This is a genomic window from Planococcus maitriensis, from assembly GCF_003289925.1.
Classification (GTDB): Bacteria; Bacillota; Bacilli; order Bacillales_A; family Planococcaceae; genus Planococcus; species Planococcus maitriensis.
This window is the reverse complement of the sequence record NZ_QLZQ01000005.1, coordinates 64,208-83,931: the sequence shown is the minus strand read 5'-3', so window position 1 is coordinate 83,931 and position 19,724 is coordinate 64,208. Positions and strand designations below refer to the sequence as shown.

Sequence of the window (19,724 nt, the reverse complement as noted above, 5' to 3'; positions counted from 1 at the left end):
CCTTAACCGTTTTTGAACTGAACCCAATGGATGTGACGCGTCCGGTGCCGAAAAAATGTGCTCTTAGATGATGGCTCTTGTTTCCAGTTTGTCATTAAACCAAACAAGAAATTACATTTTTCTGAAACCGGCTCTTTCTAGCCGGTTTGAACCCACAAAAAAACCGGCCAGCAAATGCTGGCCAGTCATTGTCTGATTTAGTTCTGCAAATCGTAGCGATCGGCATTCATCACTTTGTTCCATGCTTTGATGAAGTCGCGGACGAATTTCTCTTTATTGTCGTCTTGTGCGTACACTTCAGCTACCGCACGCAGGATGGAGTTCGAGCCGAATACGAGGTCGATACGTGTTGCAGTCCCGGCCGCTTCGCCGGTTACACGGTTTTTGCCTTCGTATTTATTGAACTCGACCGGCGTCCATTCGATGTCCATGTCCAATAGCTTCGTGAAGAAGTCGTTGGTCAAGACGCCGACGTTGTCAGTCAGGACGCCTGCTGTAGAACCTTCATGGTTTGCGCCAAGTGCGCGCATGCCGCCGACCAATACAGTCATTTCCGGAGCTGTCAGGCCGAGCAATTGCGCTTTATCCAACAGCATTTCTTCCGGGCTTGTTGCATATTCTTTCTTATGGTAGTTTCTGAAACCGTCGGATAGCGGCTCAAGTACTTTGAAGCTTTCAGCATCGGTTTGCTCTTCGAGAGCGTCTCCGCGGCCTTGTGTGAACGGCACTTCGATATCGAAACCGGCTGCTTTGACCGCTTGTTCGATCGCTGCGTTACCGCCGAGGATGATCAAGTCGGCAATGCTTACTTTGCCGCCAGTGCTTGCTTTCAATTCTTCGTAGAAGCTGAGCACTTTCTCCAATTCAGCCGGCTCGTTTGCATCCCAGCTGCGCTGAGGCGCAAAGCGGATACGCGCACCGTTCGCGCCACCGCGCTTGTCGGAACCGCGGTACGTGCTGGCAGAAGCCCAAGCCGCTTTGATGAGCTGCTGCGGGTTGATGCCGCTTTCCAGGATTTTCGCTTTCAGTTCATCCAATTCCTTGTCAGACAACGTACCTGGCGCTGCCGGTACCGGATCTTGCCAGATCAGCTCTTCTTCCGGCACTTCCGGTCCCCAATAGCGGACTTTCGGCCCCATGTCGCGGTGAAGAAGCTTGAACCACGCACGCGCGAACGCATCTTGGAATTCTTCCATGTTCTCGTAGTAGCGGCGTGAAATCTTTTCGTATTCCGGGTCCATACGAAGCGCCATGTCGGCAGTTGTCATCATCGTTTTCACTTTGATGGACGAGTCTTCCGCATCCGGTGCCATCTGGTGCTCAGATAGATCTTTTGCCGTCCACTGGTAAGCGCCGGCAGGAGATTTCGTCAGTTCCCACTCGTACTCGAACAATTGCTCATAATAGCCGTTGTCCCATTGCGTCGGATTGGCTGTCCATGCGCCTTCGATGCCGCTTGAAATCGTGTCGCGGCCTTTTCCGGAGCCGTATGAACTCTTCCAGCCAAGCCCCATGTTTTCCATGACGGCCGCTTCCGGATCGTCCCCTACGTTGGACGGGTCCCCAGCGCCGTGCGCTTTGCCGAATGTGTGGCCGCCTGCGATCAAGGCAACCGTTTCTTCGTCGTTCATGCCCATGCGCGCGAACGTCTCGCGGATGTCCACTGCACTTGCAAGCGGGTCCGGTTTGCCATTCGGGCCTTCCGGGTTCACATAGATCAAGCCCATTTGAACGGCTGCGAGCGGGTTTTCCAGTTCGCGGTCGCCGGAATAGCGGTTATCCGCGAGCCATTCTTTTTCATTGCCCCAATAGACGTCTTCTTCAGGCGCCCAGATATCTTCACGGCCTGCACCGAATCCGAACGTTTTGAAGCCCATCGATTCAAGTGCCACGTTGCCCGTCAAGACAAGCAAGTCAGCCCAAGAGATTTTGTTTCCGTATTTTTTCTTGATCGGCCAAAGCAAACGGCGCGCTTTGTCCAAGTTGACGTTATCCGGCCAGCTGTTAAGCGGCGCGAAACGCTGGTTGCCTGTAGAACCGCCTCCGCGGCCATCCGTTGTACGGTAAGTACCCGCAGCGTGCCAGGACATGCGGATGAACAATCCGCCGTAATGGCCGTAATCCGCCGGCCACCATTCCTGGCTATTGGTCATCAAGTCGCGCAGATCTTGTTTCAATGCATCGTAATCCAATTTCTCGAATTCCGCTTTATAGTCGAATTCGATCCCCAGAGGGTTCGATTTCGTGTCATGCTGGTGCAGGATATTCAAATTCAGCATATTCGGCCACCAGTCTTTATTTTGCGTTTTGCCTGGCTTGTTCGAAGTCGTGATGGCACTGTCCTGGTGTCCGCCCGTTTGGCTCGTCGGCTGTTGCCCGCCGGCGCCCGTGAATGGGCATTGCGCGTCTGATGCAGCTGTGTGGCGTTTTTGTTCGTTGTTATCCATCTTGTCAAAAACCTCCTAATTGATAATAAAAAAAGTAAACTTCCATTATAAAACTTGTATTGCTGGGCATTGCCAATTACATATAATAATTATTACATTAGAATTATACTAAACTAGAGTTCGGCTGAACAGCAATATGTACGAAAAAAAGGGCAAATCTTTTCTGCGCCTCGCAAAACAGAAAGAGTTGCCCGAATTCTTTCCTATATAACTATTTTCATCTCCCAACTGCTAGAAAAACTCACTGAAGAATGAAGCAAACAGCACAAAGACGATCAGCAAGACAATGAATGTGATGATGATTCCCGGCAGCACAACGATGAAGAACCCTTTCCAGGACGACACCCGGTGCGCTTCGCCTACCGCCTTGCAGACGATGATGAATGTCCAGATGGAGACCACTGCCATCACGATCGACATGACGACGACGATCGGGTTCCCTTCCACGTCCGTCCGGTCTGCCAAGAAGGTTTCCGGAGAGGCGAGCACCCAGATGATCAGCAGCGGCAACAGCCAGATCTGCGGAATTCGGGCCGTGGCCAGCGCCTTGAACATCTCCTGGTAGCTCGCCGTCCCCTTAAACAGCCGGCCGACAAGCACCAGGATTGCGGCACCGAGGAAATAGCCGAAAGCGCTGCCGATCGGCCCGGTCACCAAGGCCTGCAGAATGGCCGCCCACGCCGGCATATCCGAGCTGCGTTCGTTCATCATCCCGATCAAGCCGGAAGCAAAACCCGTGAGGACGATGAGCAGTATGATGAACTTGAAGGATTTCCGTTCAATGACAAAACGGACGGTTTCACGCGTGCGCAGCCAAATATCGGTGAACGGGTTCAACCCGCGTTCATTTCTTATCCGTTCTTCCCTTACCATGATTTCTCCCTCCTCTCTTATCAAAGATCGCAATGGCTCAAAAGGCTATCCCCTATGTTTCTTCATAACTCTCGAATACCTTTTTTTGACGAAGGGCGTGAAATCGCAGTGGTAATGATAAGCGAACAGCCAATTGAGAAAGGAGTCATGCCGAATGGAAATTGACAATATGCTTGGCGCGCGTTCCAGGCAGGAATTGAGGGAATGGCTAGAGAAAAATTCGGCTTCGGCGAAGTTTTGCTGGGTGCTGATCGGGACCAAAGAACGGCCAGAAGGAATCCCTTATTTGGATGCTGTGGAAGAAGCCTTATGCTTTGGCTGGATTGACGGCATCACGAAAAAGACAGCCGATAATCGATTGGCGCAGCGGCTTTCACCGCGCCGGAAAAACAGCAATTGGACCGAATTGAACAAAGAGCGCGTCAGAAGGCTGGAGAAATTGGGCTGGATGACTGGCCAAGGGCGCCGCGTCCTTCCTGATATGCGGCCCGAGTCTTTTGCGATCGACGAAGAAATCGAATCTGCTTTGAAACGAGACCCGCAAGTCTATGAAAACTTCTTGAACTTCCCTGAACTGTACCGCCGGATCCGGATCGATAATATACAGGGCTATAAAAGCTATGACCGCGAAATATTCGATAAACGGCTGGAGAAATTCATTGTGAATACACGCGCCAATAAAATGTACGGACAGTGGCACGACAACGGGCGCTTATTGGATGACTGAAAACTTCTCGCAAGTTTCCACCTTTGTTAAGTAGATATTTCTACTTTTGTTAGATAGAACTTTGCTAGGAACGCTGGCATCTCCATCGAAAAAAGGCATCTTTCCCGCATTTGTGCTGGGAAAGATGCCTTTTCTTCTATACATATAGCGGATCTTTTGCCGCATCAGCCGGCTGTTTTTCGACAAGTGGATAAAAACAGGCGACTTCCTGGCCCGAGAGCCCTCTCGGTTCGAGTGCCGGCACTTCATTTTTGCAGCGTTCGGTGGCCATGGGGCATCTTGTGTGGAATACGCAGCCGCTTGGCGGGTTCGCCGGCGACGGCAGCTCTCCTTTTAAGACGATGCGTTCCCTGCCGCGCTCAAGCAACGGGTCGGGAACCGGCACTGCCGACAGCAAGGATTGCGTATACGGATGCTGGACTTTTGTATGAAACGCGCCCCGTTCCGATTTCTCCATCACTTTTCCTAGATACATGACAGCCACACGGTCGGCCAAATGATTGATGACGGACAAATCATGTGCGATGAAAACATAGGTCAAGCCCAATTGCTTCTGAAGATCTTGTAGCAAATTGATGACTTGCGCCTGCACGGAAACATCGAGTGCACTGACCGGCTCATCACAGATTAGCAGTTCCGGCTCCAGGGCAAGGGCGCGGGCAATGCCGACACGCTGCCGCTGGCCGCCAGAAAACTCATGCGGCAGTTTATTGTAATGGGTGTCCGGGTTCAAGCCGACCAGTTCGAGCAATTCCTTGACTCTCGATTCCAGCCGCTCGGTCTTTTTATAGGCTTTCAACGGCGCCGCCACGCTGTCCCCGATCTTCATGCGCGGATTCAAACTGGTGTAGGGATCCTGAAAAATCATCTGGACATTGCGCCGCATGTCATGAAGTTCTTTGGCGCTAGCTTCTGCGTAATCTTTTCCATGGAACAGGATTTCGCCCGCTGTCGGTTGCTGCAGGCCGACGATGCTTCTCGCGAGTGTGCTTTTCCCGCAGCCCGATTCGCCGACGATACCGAGTGTTTCGCCTTTTTGGACTTGGAGGTCAATGCCATTAAGCGCTTTGACGTAGCTTTTCTCGCGCTGCAACAAGCCTTTTTTGACGGGGAAATGGACATGCAGCCCTTTGATATCCAATAATGCGCTCATGTTGTCAGCACCCCTTCCAATTGCTTTTTCTGTTCTTCGAATTCATTGCTCGAAAGAATGCACGCTGCCGAATGATTGCCTTCGCGATGCTCCAGCGGCGGATCAACTTGCCGGCATGCGTCCCGTGCAAACGGGCATCTCGGTTCGAACGCGCATCCCGCCGGCCGGTCGATCAAACTCGGCGGCTGCCCATCAATCGGGATGAGCCGCTCTGGGCCGCCTTCACGAATGACCGGGACCGAACGCAAAAGCGACCACGTATACGGCATTGACGTTCTATAGAAGATATCTTCAGCACTTCCCGATTCGACGATTTTCCCGGCATACATGACCAGGATGCGGTCGGCCAAATGGGCCACGACGCCGAGGTCGTGAGTGATGACGAGAATGGCCGTGCCGTATTTTTCCTGGATGCCCTTCAGCAAATCCAAAACTTGCGCCTGTATCGTGACATCCAGCGCCGTCGTCGGCTCATCCGCAATCAATAGTTTCGGATTGGAAGCAAGCGCCATGGCGATCAAGACACGCTGGCGCATTCCACCCGAAAATTGATGCGGGTAGCTGTTCATGCGCGCTTTGGCATCGGCAATGCCGACGTCTTCCAATAGCTCAATCGCTTTTTCGCGTGCTTGCTGTTTCGGCCGTTTTTGATGCGCTTGTATGGCTTCGATCAATTGCTTGCCGATTCTGGAGACGGGATTCAAGCTCGACATCGGATCCTGAAAAATCATGGCGATGTCGTTGCCCCGCAGTTTTCTCAGTTCCGTTTTGCCCATTTCCAATACCGGCTGGCCTTCAAAATGAATCGTGCCTTGCGGATACAGTGCAGGCGGTTCCGGATTGAGCTTCATCAAGGAATGGGCAAGCACGCTTTTGCCGCTCCCCGACTCCCCGACGATGCCGATGGTCTCCCCTTTCTGGATGGAAAAGGACACGCCGTCGACTGCTTTCACGAGGCCGCCCGGTGTATCAAGATGGACATGAAGATTTTCTACTTGCAACATTCGAGTGCCCCCTTTAGGCAAGTTTGGTTTTGCGCTTGCGTTTCGCTTGATGTGGATTAAAACTGTCCCTCAGCCCATCGCCGAGCAAATTCAAAGCCAGAACAGTGATGACGATCGCAAGGCCTGGGAAAATGGAATACCAAGGCGCGATGGTCACGTAGATCTGTGCTTCCTGCAGCATATTGCCCCAGGTCGGCGTTGACGGGTTAACCCCCACGCCGAGAAAGCTGAGCGCCGCTTCCGCTAAAATCGCTTTCGCGAAAATGAAGGTGCTTTGGACGATAACCGGGGACAGAATATTCGGCAATACGTATTTGGCGATGATCACCGCATGGCTCGATCCGGTCGTCTGGGCCGCTTCGATATAGGATTGGTTTTTCACTTGCAGCGTCGCCGAACGGACGACTCTCGCCATGACCGGGAAAAACGCCAGCGTCAAAGCGATGATGATATTGGTGATGCTGCCGCCAAGTGCTGCAACCAGCGCAAGCGCAAGGATGAGTGCCGGAAACGCCAGAAAGCCGTCAATGATTCTCATCAGCACGAAATCCACTTTGCGGAAATAGCCGGAGATTAAGCCAATCACTGTGCCGATTACCGTTGACAGCACCGCAACGATGACGCCGACAGACAAGGACACCCGGGCCGCGACGATGGTCCGCGAGAAAATGTCGCGCCCGAAATCATCGGTGCCGAACCAATGCGCCGCCGAAGGGCCGGTCAAACGCTGTTCCGGGGAAATCGCGGCCGGAGAGAAAGGCAGCCAGGAACTTGCGGTGATCGCAGCAAGCGCGACGATCAATAGCATCGCCAGCGCCAGCAGATTCGTTTTCTTAGTAAACATCGGTTTTGTCTCCTTCCAAATGGTCAATCATAGCGGATGCGCGGATCGAGGAATGTGTAGAGCAAATCCACCAATAAATTGACGAATACATAAATACCGGCAATGAACAGCACAATTCCCTGGACGACCGGGTAATCGCGGCGGTGGATGGAATCGACCAAGAGCTGGCCGATGCCCGGAATCGTGAACAAAGTCTCGATGATGACCGTGCCGCCAAGCAAGCCGGCCACGGTAGCGCCGAGTACCGTCGTCGTCGGGATCAAGGCATTGACGAAGACATGGCGCATCAATACTTCACGTTCCTTTACGCCTTTCGCGCGCGCCGTTTTGATGTAATCCTGATTGACCGAATCGAGCATGCTGTCGCGCAGCATCCGCGCGATGATGCCCACTTCGACGATCGCCAGTACAAACGACGGCAGCAAAATATGGTGAAGCCATGCATCCGCCCCTTCCGCAAACGGCACATAGCCGGCCACCGGAAAGATCGGCAGCGCAACGCCGAAGCCAAGCACCAATAGCGTGGCGAGCCAGAATTCCGGGACCGATACGCCGAACAAGGAAACCGATGTGAAGATCGGATCCAAGACGGTCTTGCGCAGCGCGACGATGAGGATTGCCACCGGAATGGCAATGGCGAGCAAAATCACCGTCGACAGCGCCATCAAGCTGAAGGTCGGCCCGAAATTCTCAGCGATCAGCGAGGTCACCGATTGCGAAGAGTAAACGGAAGTTCCGAGATCCCCCGTGATGACTTGTGAAAACCAATTGAAGAATTGGACATAAAGCGCTTGGTCCAAGCCCAGTTCACGCTCCAAATCAGCAATCGCTTCCGGTGAACTGTCTTCTCCTAAAATGAGAAACGCCGGGTTACCGGGAGTCAAATGCACGATCATAAAGACGATGACACTGACGACCAGCATGACGGGAATCACCGACAACAACCGGCGAATCGTGTAGTTCAGCATTGCGTGTTCCCCCTTCTCCATAAAAGGAAGAAAATCGCCAGCATCGTTCCTGACGATTTTCTTCTCTTAGTTATCCTGTTTGATGGCTCGTTTTTAATTGGTTTTATACGTATTCCAGAAGCGCGGGCCGTACCATTCGCTATAGTCGTGGATATCGGTTGTGCGCGCATTCAAGTTCGAGATGTTCGTCACTTTTTCAAACGGCAATTCTTCATACAGCGTTTCGTTCAAGCCGGCGAGGATCTGCTGTCGTTCTTCCTCGGATTCCGCTTGTGCCCACTGGGCGATTTGCTCCTGCCATTTCTCACTGTTATACCAGCCACTGCTGTTCGAATCCTGGCTCAACATGCCTGCCTGGTTCGGCGAGAAGAACGGGGACCATCCGACGACAACGAGATCCCAATTAGAAGCCTCTCCCCATTTCTCAAGGTATGTTGCCCATTCATAGGATTCCAGCTCGACCGCAAAGCCGGCTGCTTCAAGCTGCTGTTCAGCGATCTCGGCAATTTTCTTATAGTCGTTGGAATCGCTCGAGAAGATAATTTTGATCGGCTCGCCGTCGTAGCTGCTTTCTTCCAATAAGCGTTTCGCTTCATCCACATCGTAGGACAGGAAGCCGTCTGTGTTTTCTTCCGAATACAGGGCGGTTTGGTTCGGCGTGAACAAAGCGCCGTCCAATTCGTAAAATTCCTCGTTGCCGTATGTTGCTTTGGCAATCGCTTCTTTATCGAGTGCAGCGTTCAATGCCTGGCGTACTTGCAAGTCATCGAAAGGCGCTTCCGATTTATCCGGCGTCAACACCGTATAGCCGTTAGTGGCGGTGCCAGCTTCGATATTCGGCGTGCTTTCGATCACTTCGTACAAATCGAGCGGAACTTCATCGCCGAAATCGTAAAGTCCGGTTTTCAAGCCATTGACCACCACTTGAGGGTCTTTGACGATCTTGAAATGGACCGAATCCACATACGCTTTTTTCTCTCCCGTCAAACCGCTTGTCTCATCGGTTCTAGATGCATAGTCGTCGTATTTGGCCAAGACGATTTCATCGCCGCGCTTCCACGAATCAAACTGGAATGGCCCGGTGCCGATATACTGGTCATGGTCAAGCGGCTTTTCGCCGGCCGCTTCAGCGACCTCTTTCGGCAAGACGACTGCAGCCGATTTCGGGGCAGCCAAGTCAGAAAGCAAAGAACTGTATGCTTTGTTCAATTGAATGGTCAATTGCGAGCCATCTGCTTCCACGGACTCAACGTGGTCGTTGGTGATCTTGCCGACAGATGACACTTTCAGCCAACGTTCGATGGACGCTTTGGCATCTTCTGCCGTTACCGGTTCTCCGTTATGGAAGGTCACGCCTTCACGCAAAGTAATCGTGTAGGTTTTTCCGTCTTCGCTCACTTCATAATCTTCAGCGAGCAGCGGCACTGCTTCAAAATCCTGGTTTAAGGCAAACAAACCTTCATAAATATGCCAGCCGATTTTGCGTGCGGCACTTTCCCCCGTGTACATCCAGTCCAGCGTGTTCGGATCTGCGCCGATCGCCACGTTCAGCTCCCCACCTTCCACTGGTTCTGAATCTCCGCCTGCATTGGACGAACTCGCTTCCCCGCCGGAACAACCGGCCAATCCGATAAGTGCAATTAATGTGATGACTAAAAAGATGAAATTTTTCACGATGTTCCTCCTTATGATTGAAAAAAGTGGTGATGTTCTTCACAACGATGATGTGTTCATGATTCGCAATAGTTAAAGAGACGATTAACATTTGTACATTTAAAAAATCAATGATCTCTCTAAGTATTTGGAGAAGCGTTCGCTCGACTCCTGCGGGAAAAGCGGGTTTGAGAGACCCCGCAAGCGGCGGTAGCCGATGAGGAGGCTCGATTCCCGCCCGCGGAAAGCGAGCGATAAGCTTCGGAAAATACGACTTCCTAACTTTCTCAATAAGCCGTTCTTACTTCTCTAAATTATGTATAAAACTGCCTAAAAGCTTATCCCAGTTCCCAGATTTTCAGTGAAGCGTCGAAGTGTTGATGCGCCAATCTGCCGCTCAAGCTCCGACGGTATTTCGAAAACCATTTGTCCATTGAAGGCACCTCCTTCGCCAAAAATAATTTATCCTACCTGTTTACTTGGTTTTAACGTAATAAAAAAACCCCTTCTTCTTTTCGACAAGAAGAGGAGTGGTTTCATACGTTCGATCGCCTCTCTTATCTCTGTACGCGCAGTACAAGGAATTAGCACAGTGCCGCGTTGCGGTCTGCTGCTTTGACGTCTCAGGGCCAGTCCCTCAGTCAATCTCGATAAGATGATTAAATTGTAAAGTTCATGTTACGGTCCTTAGTCCGGCTTGTCAACATTATTTTGAAGAAATTGAATTTATTTACATGACGCTGAAATTCGATTTGGATTACGCTTGCCCGCCAGCCGGCAAGACTTGTGCCTGTTCGATCCATTCAATGGATTTGGCGACGATGAAATCCAATTCATGGTCCATGGAAGCGATGTGATAGGAATTATGGAGTTCGTGCTTGAACGCGTGTTCCGAACCGACTTTGCCGAGAATATAATCGGTGTTGGCTGGCGGCACGACATGGTCTTCAAGCGACTGGAAACAAACGACCGGGCAGTGGACTTCACCGAGTTTTGCGCGGACAGCATCCATATAGCCGAGCAATTGCTGATACGCTTTGACCGGCGCTTGCCCGTAAGTGATTTCCACCGCATCCGCTTTTTTAATGTCGGGCGCATCTTCTGTGACGTAAGCATGGGCCGGGCGGCTGCGGTAAGTTTCAAACTGCGGGATGTCGATCGCCGGATTGATCAACGCGATGCCCTGGATTTCAGAATGGCGGCTGGCCAGATCCAAGCTCAAGGTGCCGCCCATCGATTGCCCGATGACAAAGACCGATGTGCACGATTTTCTGAGTTCGATATAGGCCTGCTCGACACTCCGGAACCAGTCATCATAAGAAAATTGTTGCAGATCCTTGTAATGGGTGCCATGGCCTGGCAGCCGCGGACAGGAAACCGTATAGCCTTGTTCGCCGAGCGCTTCGCCTAATTCCCTGACGCTTTGCGGCGTGCCGAGAAACCCGTGGCACAATAGGATGCCGGTGCTGCCGCCTTTCAGAAAGAAGGCTTCCGCCCCTTGGATGACAGGATATTGTTCGTTCATGCAATCCCTCCTTCAGCTGTTTAAAAATCAGGAGGCCCACTAGCTGCCTCCAATGTGAAGTAATGCGAAAAAAGCTTATTCACATTAGACTATATTCAAAACCTACTTGTCAACTAGGTTTTATAAAATGAACGATCCCCCGCACTAGGCGCTGCTTTAAACTCCCGAACCCTTCCCTTGGCGCGCCCAGCTGGCGATCGCTGCAATATCACTCGGCGACGTGCTGCAACAGCCGCCGATGATGTCAGCTCCTGCTTGATGCCAGGCTTTCGAATTGGCTGAAAACGCACCAGCTGACGGTTCTTCGCTCCAGGTTTTGCTTACCGGATTGTAAGTGGCGCCGGAATTCGGATAGACGATGACCGGTTTGGAAGATGCGCTTTTCACTTCCTGGATCAAGGATTCGATAAACTGCGGAGCTGTGCAATTAATGCCGATTGCCGCCACTTGGTGTTGTTGCTCGAGCCATTTTGCACAATCTGCGATCCGCTCCCCGTTGCTGATATGGAACTCATCTTTCGCGCTGAACGTGAACCAGGCAGACACTTGCGGAAATTCTTCCAGCACGCTCACGATCGCTTTCGCTTCCGCGAGGCACGGTAAAGTTTCGCACGCTAAAATATCCGCTCCTGCTTCCACCAGCACCCGGATGCGTTCTCTATGAAATGCGGCCAATTGCTCTTCGCCAATCGCATAGCCGCCGCGGTATTCAGAACCGTCCGATAAAAACGCGCCGTATGGGCCGACTGATGCCGCCACTAAAGGCTTCGGCCTGTTCGAGCGATCCGCTGCAGCGCCCCAAAACTCGTCGCGCGCTTGTGTTGCCAACTCGACAGACTTCGTGATCAATGCGATCGCTTGTGATTCTGTCAGCCCTCTCTCCTGATAGCCTTCAATGGTCGCCTGGTAACTGGCCGTAATGGCACAATCCGCCCCAGCCTGGAAATAATCCACATGCACTTTCTTGATTAACTCCGGATTTTCCATCAATATTTTCGCTGACCATAAGGAATCATTTAAATTGCATCCATAGTTTTCAAGTTCTGTCGCCATAGCCCCGTCCACGATGAGGACCGGGAACTCGTTCAATATCTGTTCAATCGGGTTCATTCCAAACCATCCTTCCGCTCTCAGTCGTTTCACTTTATTCCCTCAGCCTTGGACGGCTTTCCCTAAAAATTGTCTCGTTCTTTCAACGGCGGGCTCGGTGAAAATTTGCTCAGCCGTGCCTTGCTCGATAATGACGCCGTCTTCCATAAAGATGACGCGGTCCGAAATTTCCCGCGCGAAATTCAATTCATGGGTCACGATGAACATCGTTTTTCCGGTGTCCGCGACGCGGCGGATGGTGGCTAATACTTCATCGACCAGTTCCGGGTCCAATGAAGAAGTCGGTTCGTCGAATAACAGCACTTCCGGGTCCAAAGCCAGCGCACGGGCGATGCCGACACGCTGCTGCTGGCCTCCGGACAATTGCGCAGGGTAATGGCTCAGTTTAGACGACAAGCCGACCTGCTCGAGCATCTCGATGCCTTTCTTGTCAGCAGCGTCTTTTTTCATCCGCTTGACGCTCGTCAAACCGACGGAGACATTTTGCAGCACAGTCAGATTCTTGAACAGGTTGTATTGCTGGAACACCATCCCCGTTGCAGTCCTGAGCGCGAAGATTTCCTTTTTCTTGGCGGTGGCCGCATCCACCCGCTTTCCACCGATTTCCACGATGCCGCTCGTCGGATCTTCGAGAAAGTTGATGCAGCGCAACAACGTCGACTTCCCGGAACCGCTTGGCCCGAGGACCGCCACCACTTCGCCTTTTTCGACGGTTAAATCGATGCCTTTCAACACATGCTGTCGGTCGTAATATTTATGCAGCTTCTCCAATTTGATCATCAGGCAATCCCTCTTTCATATCTGCGTGCACGCTTCTCGATTTTCACCAATAAGCGCTCGACGGCAATGCATAAGATCCAATAGACGATCGAGACGGCGATATACACTTCAAAGAACGCCAAGCCGCGGGAGCCGAGGATTTTTGCCTGCCCCATGATATCGATGACGCCGATGATGAACACGAGCGAGGTGTCTTTGATGGTGCTGATGAACATATTGCCGAGGTTCGGGATCGCTGCCGTCAAGGCCTGCGGGAAGACGATCTTCAGCATCATCTGCACAGGCGTCATGCCGATCGCTTTGGCGGCTTCGAACTGGCCGCGGTCGACCGATTCGATCGCAGAACGGATCGTCTCGGATAAATACGCGCCCAAATTGATGGAAAAGGCCATCAAGGCATAGAATTCCGGAGCGATGCTATTAACGTCCGCCGACTGAAGCCAGCCGTATTCGCTTTGAAGAAAATAAATGATTTTCGGAATCCCGTAAAACACTAGGTAAATCTGCACCAATAACGGCGTCCCCCGGATAAAGGAAATATAGATCGACGTGATGACGCTGAGCACGGGCACTTTGTAGATTTTGATCAATGCTGCAGCCACGCCGATGACCAGACTCAAAAGCAGCGAGCCGACTGCTATGCCGATCGTGATTGGCAGCCTGGAAATAATGGCAGGAAAGCTCTCGATCAAGAAATTCAAGTCCAGTAAATTTTCCATTGTCTCTGTCCTTCCGCTAGCTTATTCAGGGATGTAGTCGCCGCCGGTCCATTTCTCGGACAGTTCGGATAAGGTGCCGTCTTCTTTCAGCTGTTTCAAAATCGGGTCGATCAAGGCTTTCAGCTCTTTGCCCTTTTCTTCGTCTTTCAAGACAATGCCCATATCGTCATTGACCAAAGGCTGGCCGACAATCTCCACGCCGAGCTCATTCTTTTCCAGTACCGCGTTCATCATGATCGGGTCGTTGACGTAAGCGTCGACGCGCCCGTTCTGCACATCCTGCAGAATTTCCGATGGATTACCGCTTTCGCTATATTTCAGTTCGATTGGCTCGGCGGCGGTTTCGTTATATTCTTCAAGCAATAAAGTATAGGAGTCACCTGCCAACGCCCCGACCGCTTTGCCTTCCAAATCTTCAATCGTCTGAATGTCTTCTCGGCCTTCTTTTACTGCGATGACCGTTTCCGCTGCGAAATACGATTCATCGGTGAACAAATACTTTTCTTGGCGTTCCGGCGTTTTCGCTACTTGGTCGGCGATGGCTTGGATTTTATTCGACTCGAGTGCAAGGAACATGCTGTCCCATGGCACGGCGACGTATTCGAACGTATAGCCGTCCAATTGTTCATCGACGGCCTTCATCATGTCCACGTCGTAGCCTGTCAGCTGGTTGTCATCATCCGCAAAAGCGAAAGGCGGATAGTCGTTTTGTGTCCCGACGCGGATCACTTGCTCTCCGTCAGCGTTCGCCGTCTCTTCCGATGAACAGCCGGCGAGTGCCCCGGCAATCCCTACTAAACAGGCAGTTGCGAATACATAAGCGTTTCTTTTCATAATTCAAGCTCCTTTTGGTGTGTAGTTTTTTATGATAGGGCTGGACTTTCCGCCTTGTGTAGAGTGCCTGCCCTCCTTTTGGATGCAAAAAAGCCTCTTTCAATAGGAAAGAGGCTTCGACCAATTTCTTATCTCTCAGAATGAATACATCCTGCAGGAATTAGCACCTCTCATGAATATGATGGTTGCTGGACGTCATAGGGCCTGTCCCTCAGTCTCTCTGGATAAGTTATTTAATTTTTTTAACATATTAGCGATAGTATTTGAGAAAGCCCCTGCTGTCAAACCCTTTTTGAAAATAAATCAAAATTTCGCATAAAAATTCAGGAGGAAATTGACAAAGCCTGCCGTATTGCATACTATCGATTTTAATATTCCATTGCTGCCGGGTTCCACTGGGCGGCATGCATCCAATACAAGAGCGGAGTGAACACAAGATGAGCGAGAAAACTGTTTTTGACGTCGCCATCGTCGGTGCCGGCACAATGGGCATGGCCGCCGGCGCTTTTTTGGCACAGCAAGGCAAGAAGACATTGGTGATCGATGCATTCGACCCGCCCCATGCGAACGGCAGCCATCACGGAGATACCCGATTGATCCGCCACGCTTACGGGGAAGGCAGGCATTACGTTAGGTTAGTGTTGCGCGCACAGCAATTATGGGAAGACTTGGAGAAGCAGACCGGCTACAAAGTGTTCGACAAGACCGGCGTCATCGGACTCGGCCCGGAAGACTCGCCTTTTCTATTGGAGAGCATTGCAGCCGCCAATAGCTACGGCTTGCCGCTCGAAATATTAAGCAGCGGCGCCATCCAAGACAGATGGCCAGGCTTCACTGTGCCCGAGCATTTCATCGGCTGCTTCGAAGCACAGGCAGGCGTGTTATACAGCGAAAATGCCATCTGTGCCTATAAGAAACTGGCGCTTGAAAATGGCATCCATTACGTGCCAAATACACCCGTCCAGCACATTGATATACAGAATGGCAACCGTGTGAAAATTTCCACCGCACAAGGTGTTTTCTATGCTGAAAAAGTGATCGTTACGGCCGGTGCTTGGGCGAAGAAGCTGCTACCAGACCTGCAATTGCCGATCCAACCGACGCGCAAAGCGGTCGGCTGGTTTGAAGCACCGGAGATATACAATGCCGATCAATTTCCCGGTTTTTTTGTGGAAGGTCCCGAGATGATGTTCTACGGCTTCCCGAGCATCGACGGCGCTGGCGTAAAAGTCGGACGCTCGGATGGCGGGCAGCCAATCGACCCGGACGAACAAACCCAGAACTTCGGGCAATACGAATTTGATGAGGGCGACCTAAGAAGATTCCTGGACCTGTATATGCCAGAAGCGAGCGGAGAATTGAAACAAGGCAAAACGTGTTTATACACCGTATCGGACGACCATAACTTCATCATCGACCGCCATCCGGACAACGAGCGCGTCATTTTCGCCTGCGGCTTTACCGGCCACGGCTTTAAATTCGGCAGCGTCATGGGCGAAGTGTTAAGCCGGTTGGCGATCGACGGCCACACGGAATTCGATATCGCCCCGTTCTCGCTCAATCGCTTTAAACTATGAGCTCAAACACAAAGAGGTTCTCCTTATTGTTAAAGGAGAACCTCTTTGTTATATTTGCCGACTATTAGTGAATCGTTCATGGCAACCATCCTAAACTCTCCAACAGTAAATAACTCCCTGTGAACAGTAAGATGACATAAGTGAACATCCGGAAAATCCGTTGGTTGATTCGCCCAAACAATAATTGCCCCAAGTATAGGCCTGCCGCTACAAGTGGGAGGGCCCAGAAACTGGAGAGCCAAACGGTTTTGTTCGTTCCCGCAAAACTCACCTGCATGATCAGGCTCACCAAATAAATGAAGAGGTAAAACGCCAACGTCGTACTCCGCAAGGTTTCTTTTTTCGTCTCCGTTCCTGAAAAATATAGCAAAATCGGAGGTCCCGGCATGCCAATACTTGTTGTCAGGGAACCGGAAAGGCCACCGACCAATAGATCCCGCTTGTTATTTCGGCTGATCCGAAATTTAAAAATGAGCATCAAGGTCAGCAATAAAATGAGCAGGCTTACCATGAGTTTCAAGCTATTCAAATCGATCATCAAGAAGACCGCTATTCCAACAGGCAACCCCAGCGAACTTCCAGTAATGAACCTTTTCAAAACACCGATATCGACATCTTTCCGAACCTTTGCGATCAAGGCGGCCGAAATGAGCAAAGATAAGATTAAATTTATCTGTATGGCTTCGGCGGGCTCAAAGATCAGCAGAAGGAATGGCGTCGCCAGGATGGAAAACCCGAATCCGGTGCTCGTCTGGAGGATTGAGGCAATCAGTATGACGATGGTAAATACGGCAAACTCCATAAAATCCTGCTTTCCCTTACAAAGATTTACTGTGCTGTCATTTTCCTATATCCATCTTAACATGCAGCCCGCTGCGGGTTTTAGATATGCTCGCGATCAGGCAGAATCCCCCGACGCCTCTCTTGAATATCCTGCCCAATAAGTGACTTAACTGCCTGGTTCTTTTTATGCCTCCCTATTGCCCGCCATTCTATCAATTGGGAGGCTTTATTGAGAAATCACCATTATTTTTGATTATTAACCCTATTTCGAAATATTTAATAATTATTAATTTCACAATCTACCCTGCTTTTTTCAGATTATGTGTTTTTTTGATTAAAACGGCTTCTTGCAACGTTTTTTCTAGTCTTTCAGCGAAAGCGTTTCCACTTTAGGGTTCTCTTTGACAAAAACCCGATTTCATATGACAATGGAAATAGAATTAGAATTATTATAACCAGATAACGATATTAATTGGGGCGAACCACTTCGATTAATTTTTTTACGTTATCGTTTACGGTAATTCTAAAAAATCATTCAGGAGGTAATTATTTATGTCATTAATCGGAAAAGAAATCCAACCATTTAACGCTTCAGCTTACCAGGCCGGGAGCGGAGATTTCATTGAAGTCACTGAAGAAAACATGAAAGGCCAATGGAGCGTCGTATGCTTCTACCCAGCGGACTTCACGTTCGTTTGCCCGACTGAACTTGAAGACCTCCAAAGCCAATACGCCACATTGAAAGAGCTTGGCGTGGAAGTATACTCTGTTTCTACAGACACTCACTTCACTCACAAAGCTTGGCACGACCACTCAGATGCAATCGGCAAAATCGAATACACAATGATCGGTGACCCGTCTCAGCGCATTTCACGCGGATTCGATGTTCTGAACGAAGAAGAAGGCCTGGCACAGCGCGGCACATTCATCGTAGACCCTGACGGCATCGTCCAAGCTGCGGAAATCAATGCAGACGGCATCGGCCGCGACGCCAGCACGCTTGTCGGCAAAATCAAAGCGGCACAATACGTGCGCAACAACCCAGGCGAAGTTTGCCCGGCGAAATGGGAAGAAGGCAGCGACACATTGAAGCCAAGCCTTGACCTCGTAGGCAAGATTTAAGGGAGTTTTGACAATGATACTAGATGCGCAAATCAAATCTCAATTAGAGCAATACTTGCAGCTTTTGGAAGGCGACGTGCTGCTCCAAGTGAGCGCCGGGTCCGATAAGGTATCAAATGATATGGTCGATTTGGTGGAGGAACTGTCTGCCATGTCTTCACGCATCCAAGTGGAGCGCACTGAGCTTGAGAGAACGCCAAGCTTCAGTGTCACCCGTCCTGGCGAAGATATGGGCATCACCTTTGCGGGCATCCCGCTCGGCCACGAGTTCACTTCCCTCGTCCTTGCCTTGTTGCAAGTGAGCGGACGTGCGCCGAAAGCCGACCAAAAAGTAATGGATCAAATCAAAAACCTTGAAGGTTCTTATCATTTCGAGTCTTATATCAGCCTGAGCTGCCAGAACTGCCCGGAAGTCGTGCAATCACTCAACTTGATGAGCGTCCTCAATCCGAACATCACGCATACGATGATCGACGGCGCGGCGTTCAAGGAAGAAGTCGAAAGCAAGGACATCATGGCCGTTCCAACGGTATTCCTAAACGGCGAATCATTCTCGAGCGGACGCATGTCGCTTGAGGAATTACTTGCGAAGCTCGGCAATGCGCCGGACGCTTCCGAATTCGAAGACAAAGAACCGTTTGACGTGCTCGTCGTCGGCGGCGGCCCGGCTGGTGCCAGCGCAGCGATTTACGCGGCGCGTAAAGGCATCCGCACCGGCATCGTCGCTGAGCGCTTCGGCGGACAGGTGATGGATACCTTAAGCATCGAGAACTTCATCAGCGTCAAGCACACGGAAGGCCCGAAATTCGCGGCCAGCCTTGAAGAGCATGTGAAAGAATACGACATCGACCTCATGAACCTCCAGCGTGCGAAGCGCTTGGAGAAGAAAGAGCTGTTCGAGCTTGAACTCGAAAACGGCGCTGTCGTCAAAGGCAAGTCCGTCATTCTTTCTACAGGTGCCCGCTGGCGCAATATCGGCGTTCCTGGCGAAGCGGAATTCAAGAACAAAGGCGTGGCGTACTGCCCGCATTGCGACGGCCCGCTATTTTCCGGCAAAGACGTCGCAGTGATCGGCGGCGGCAACTCCGGCGTGGAAGCGGCGATTGACCTTGCAGGAATCACGAACCACGTCACGGTGCTTGAATACAACACAGAACTTAAAGCGGATTCCGTTTTGCAGGACCGCCTGAAGATCCTGCCGAACGTCACGGTGCTGACGAATGCCCGTACGTCGGAAATTACCGGCACTGATAAAGTGAACGGCCTTTCCTATATCGACCTCAAGACCGGGGAAGAAAAGCATGTCGAATTGTCCGGCGTCTTCGTCCAAATCGGCCTTGTGCCGAACACCGACTGGCTCGGTGACTTCGTCGAGCGTACACAGCACGGCGAAATCGTCATCGACCAGCGCGGCGCGACGAACGTACCCGGCGTATTCGCGGCAGGCGACTGCACGAACACCCCATACAAACAGATCATCATTTCGATGGGCGGCGGCGCCACGGCTTCACTCAGCGCGTTCGACCACCTCATCCGAAGTGATATCCCTGTTATGGCGTAATCAAAAGAAAAGGACTGCGAAGAGATTTTCTTCGCAGTCCTTTT

The 19,724-nt window shown here is 51.2% G+C and carries 17 protein-coding genes and 2 riboswitches; of the genes, 4 read left to right on the top strand and 13 right to left on the bottom strand.

All coding sequences use genetic code 11. The features are described 5' to 3' along the window. Positions 1–197 precede the first annotated feature (197 nt). A complete protein-coding gene (gene katG, locus DP119_RS11880; RefSeq protein WP_112233381.1) occupies positions 198–2,447 on the bottom strand; it encodes a catalase/peroxidase HPI in 2,250 nt (749 codons plus the stop codon). Between the two features lie 231 nt (positions 2,448–2,678). Beyond that, positions 2,679–3,320 carry a Yip1 family protein gene (locus DP119_RS11875; protein WP_112233380.1) on the bottom strand — a complete coding sequence of 214 codons (642 nt, stop codon included), beginning with the start codon at positions 3,318–3,320 and terminating at the stop codon, positions 2,679–2,681. 154 nt (positions 3,321–3,474) lie between these two features. Here DP119_RS11875 and DP119_RS11870 point away from each other — a divergent pair, with 154 nt between their 5' ends. Next, complete coding sequence (locus DP119_RS11870) at positions 3,475–4,047, top strand: YdeI/OmpD-associated family protein (RefSeq protein ID WP_112233379.1); 573 nt, start codon at positions 3,475–3,477, stop codon at positions 4,045–4,047. A gap of 136 nt (positions 4,048–4,183) precedes the next feature. Here the strand turns inward: DP119_RS11870 and DP119_RS11865 are convergent, their stop codons facing one another. The 10 genes from DP119_RS11865 to DP119_RS11820 all read right to left on the bottom strand — a co-directional run bounded on the left by DP119_RS11865 (position 4,184) and on the right by DP119_RS11820 (position 14,637). Continuing rightward, a complete protein-coding gene (locus DP119_RS11865; protein ID WP_112233378.1) occupies positions 4,184–5,200 on the bottom strand; it encodes an ABC transporter ATP-binding protein in 1,017 nt (338 codons plus the stop codon). Next, the gene (locus DP119_RS11860; protein ID WP_112233377.1) at positions 5,197–6,204 is read right to left on the bottom strand and encodes an ABC transporter ATP-binding protein; all 1,008 of its coding nucleotides are present in this window, start codon (positions 6,202–6,204) and stop codon (positions 5,197–5,199) included. The genes DP119_RS11865 and DP119_RS11860 overlap by 4 nt, the downstream gene beginning before the upstream one ends. Before the next feature lie 13 nt (positions 6,205–6,217). After that, a complete protein-coding gene (locus DP119_RS11855; protein ID WP_112233376.1) occupies positions 6,218–7,048 on the bottom strand; it encodes an ABC transporter permease in 831 nt (276 codons plus the stop codon). Between the two features lie 23 nt (positions 7,049–7,071). Next, positions 7,072–8,016, bottom strand: a complete 945-nt coding sequence (locus DP119_RS11850) for an ABC transporter permease (RefSeq protein ID WP_058382326.1) — start codon at positions 8,014–8,016, stop codon at positions 7,072–7,074. A gap of 93 nt (positions 8,017–8,109) precedes the next feature. Then, on the bottom strand, positions 8,110–9,690 hold the full coding sequence (locus DP119_RS11845) for an ABC transporter substrate-binding protein (protein WP_112233375.1): 1,581 nt from the start codon (positions 9,688–9,690) through the stop codon (positions 8,110–8,112). Between the two features lie 533 nt (positions 9,691–10,223). Then, positions 10,224–10,326, bottom strand: a riboswitch (SAM riboswitch). A gap of 100 nt (positions 10,327–10,426) precedes the next feature. After that, positions 10,427–11,194 (bottom strand): alpha/beta hydrolase, encoded by a 768-nt coding sequence (locus DP119_RS11840; protein WP_112233374.1) that lies wholly within the window; start codon positions 11,192–11,194, stop codon positions 10,427–10,429. Between the two features lie 156 nt (positions 11,195–11,350). Continuing rightward, a complete protein-coding gene (gene mmuM, locus DP119_RS11835) occupies positions 11,351–12,304 on the bottom strand; it encodes a homocysteine S-methyltransferase (protein ID WP_112233373.1) in 954 nt (317 codons plus the stop codon). Between the two features lie 42 nt (positions 12,305–12,346). Beyond that, positions 12,347–13,084, bottom strand: coding sequence for an amino acid ABC transporter ATP-binding protein (locus tag DP119_RS11830; RefSeq protein ID WP_112233372.1), 738 nt, complete (start codon positions 13,082–13,084; stop codon positions 12,347–12,349). Continuing rightward, positions 13,084–13,803, bottom strand: a complete 720-nt coding sequence (locus tag DP119_RS11825) for an amino acid ABC transporter permease (RefSeq protein ID WP_112233371.1) — start codon at positions 13,801–13,803, stop codon at positions 13,084–13,086. The genes DP119_RS11830 and DP119_RS11825 overlap by 1 nt, the downstream gene beginning before the upstream one ends. Before the next feature lie 21 nt (positions 13,804–13,824). After that, the gene (locus DP119_RS11820) at positions 13,825–14,637 is read right to left on the bottom strand and encodes a transporter substrate-binding domain-containing protein (RefSeq protein WP_112233370.1); all 813 of its coding nucleotides are present in this window, start codon (positions 14,635–14,637) and stop codon (positions 13,825–13,827) included. 125 nt (positions 14,638–14,762) lie between these two features. Then, positions 14,763–14,868: riboswitch (SAM riboswitch) on the bottom strand. A gap of 206 nt (positions 14,869–15,074) precedes the next feature. On the opposite strand from DP119_RS11820, the gene solA reads away from it, so the two are divergent. Then, complete coding sequence (gene solA / locus DP119_RS11815) at positions 15,075–16,214, top strand: N-methyl-L-tryptophan oxidase (protein ID WP_112233369.1); 1,140 nt, start codon at positions 15,075–15,077, stop codon at positions 16,212–16,214. Positions 16,215–16,290: 76 nt separating this feature from the next. Here solA and DP119_RS11810 read toward each other — a convergent pair whose 3' ends face one another. Beyond that, complete coding sequence (locus DP119_RS11810) at positions 16,291–17,016, bottom strand: sulfite exporter TauE/SafE family protein (protein ID WP_112233368.1); 726 nt, start codon at positions 17,014–17,016, stop codon at positions 16,291–16,293. Positions 17,017–17,549: 533 nt separating this feature from the next. On the opposite strand from DP119_RS11810, the gene ahpC reads away from it, so the two are divergent. After that, positions 17,550–18,119: an alkyl hydroperoxide reductase subunit C gene (ahpC, locus tag DP119_RS11805; RefSeq protein ID WP_112233367.1), complete on the top strand. Its 570-nt coding sequence runs from the start codon at positions 17,550–17,552 to the stop codon at positions 18,117–18,119. Between the two features lie 13 nt (positions 18,120–18,132). Then, a complete protein-coding gene (ahpF, locus tag DP119_RS11800; protein WP_112233366.1) occupies positions 18,133–19,680 on the top strand; it encodes an alkyl hydroperoxide reductase subunit F in 1,548 nt (515 codons plus the stop codon). The last annotated feature ends 44 nt before the right edge of the window (positions 19,681–19,724 follow it).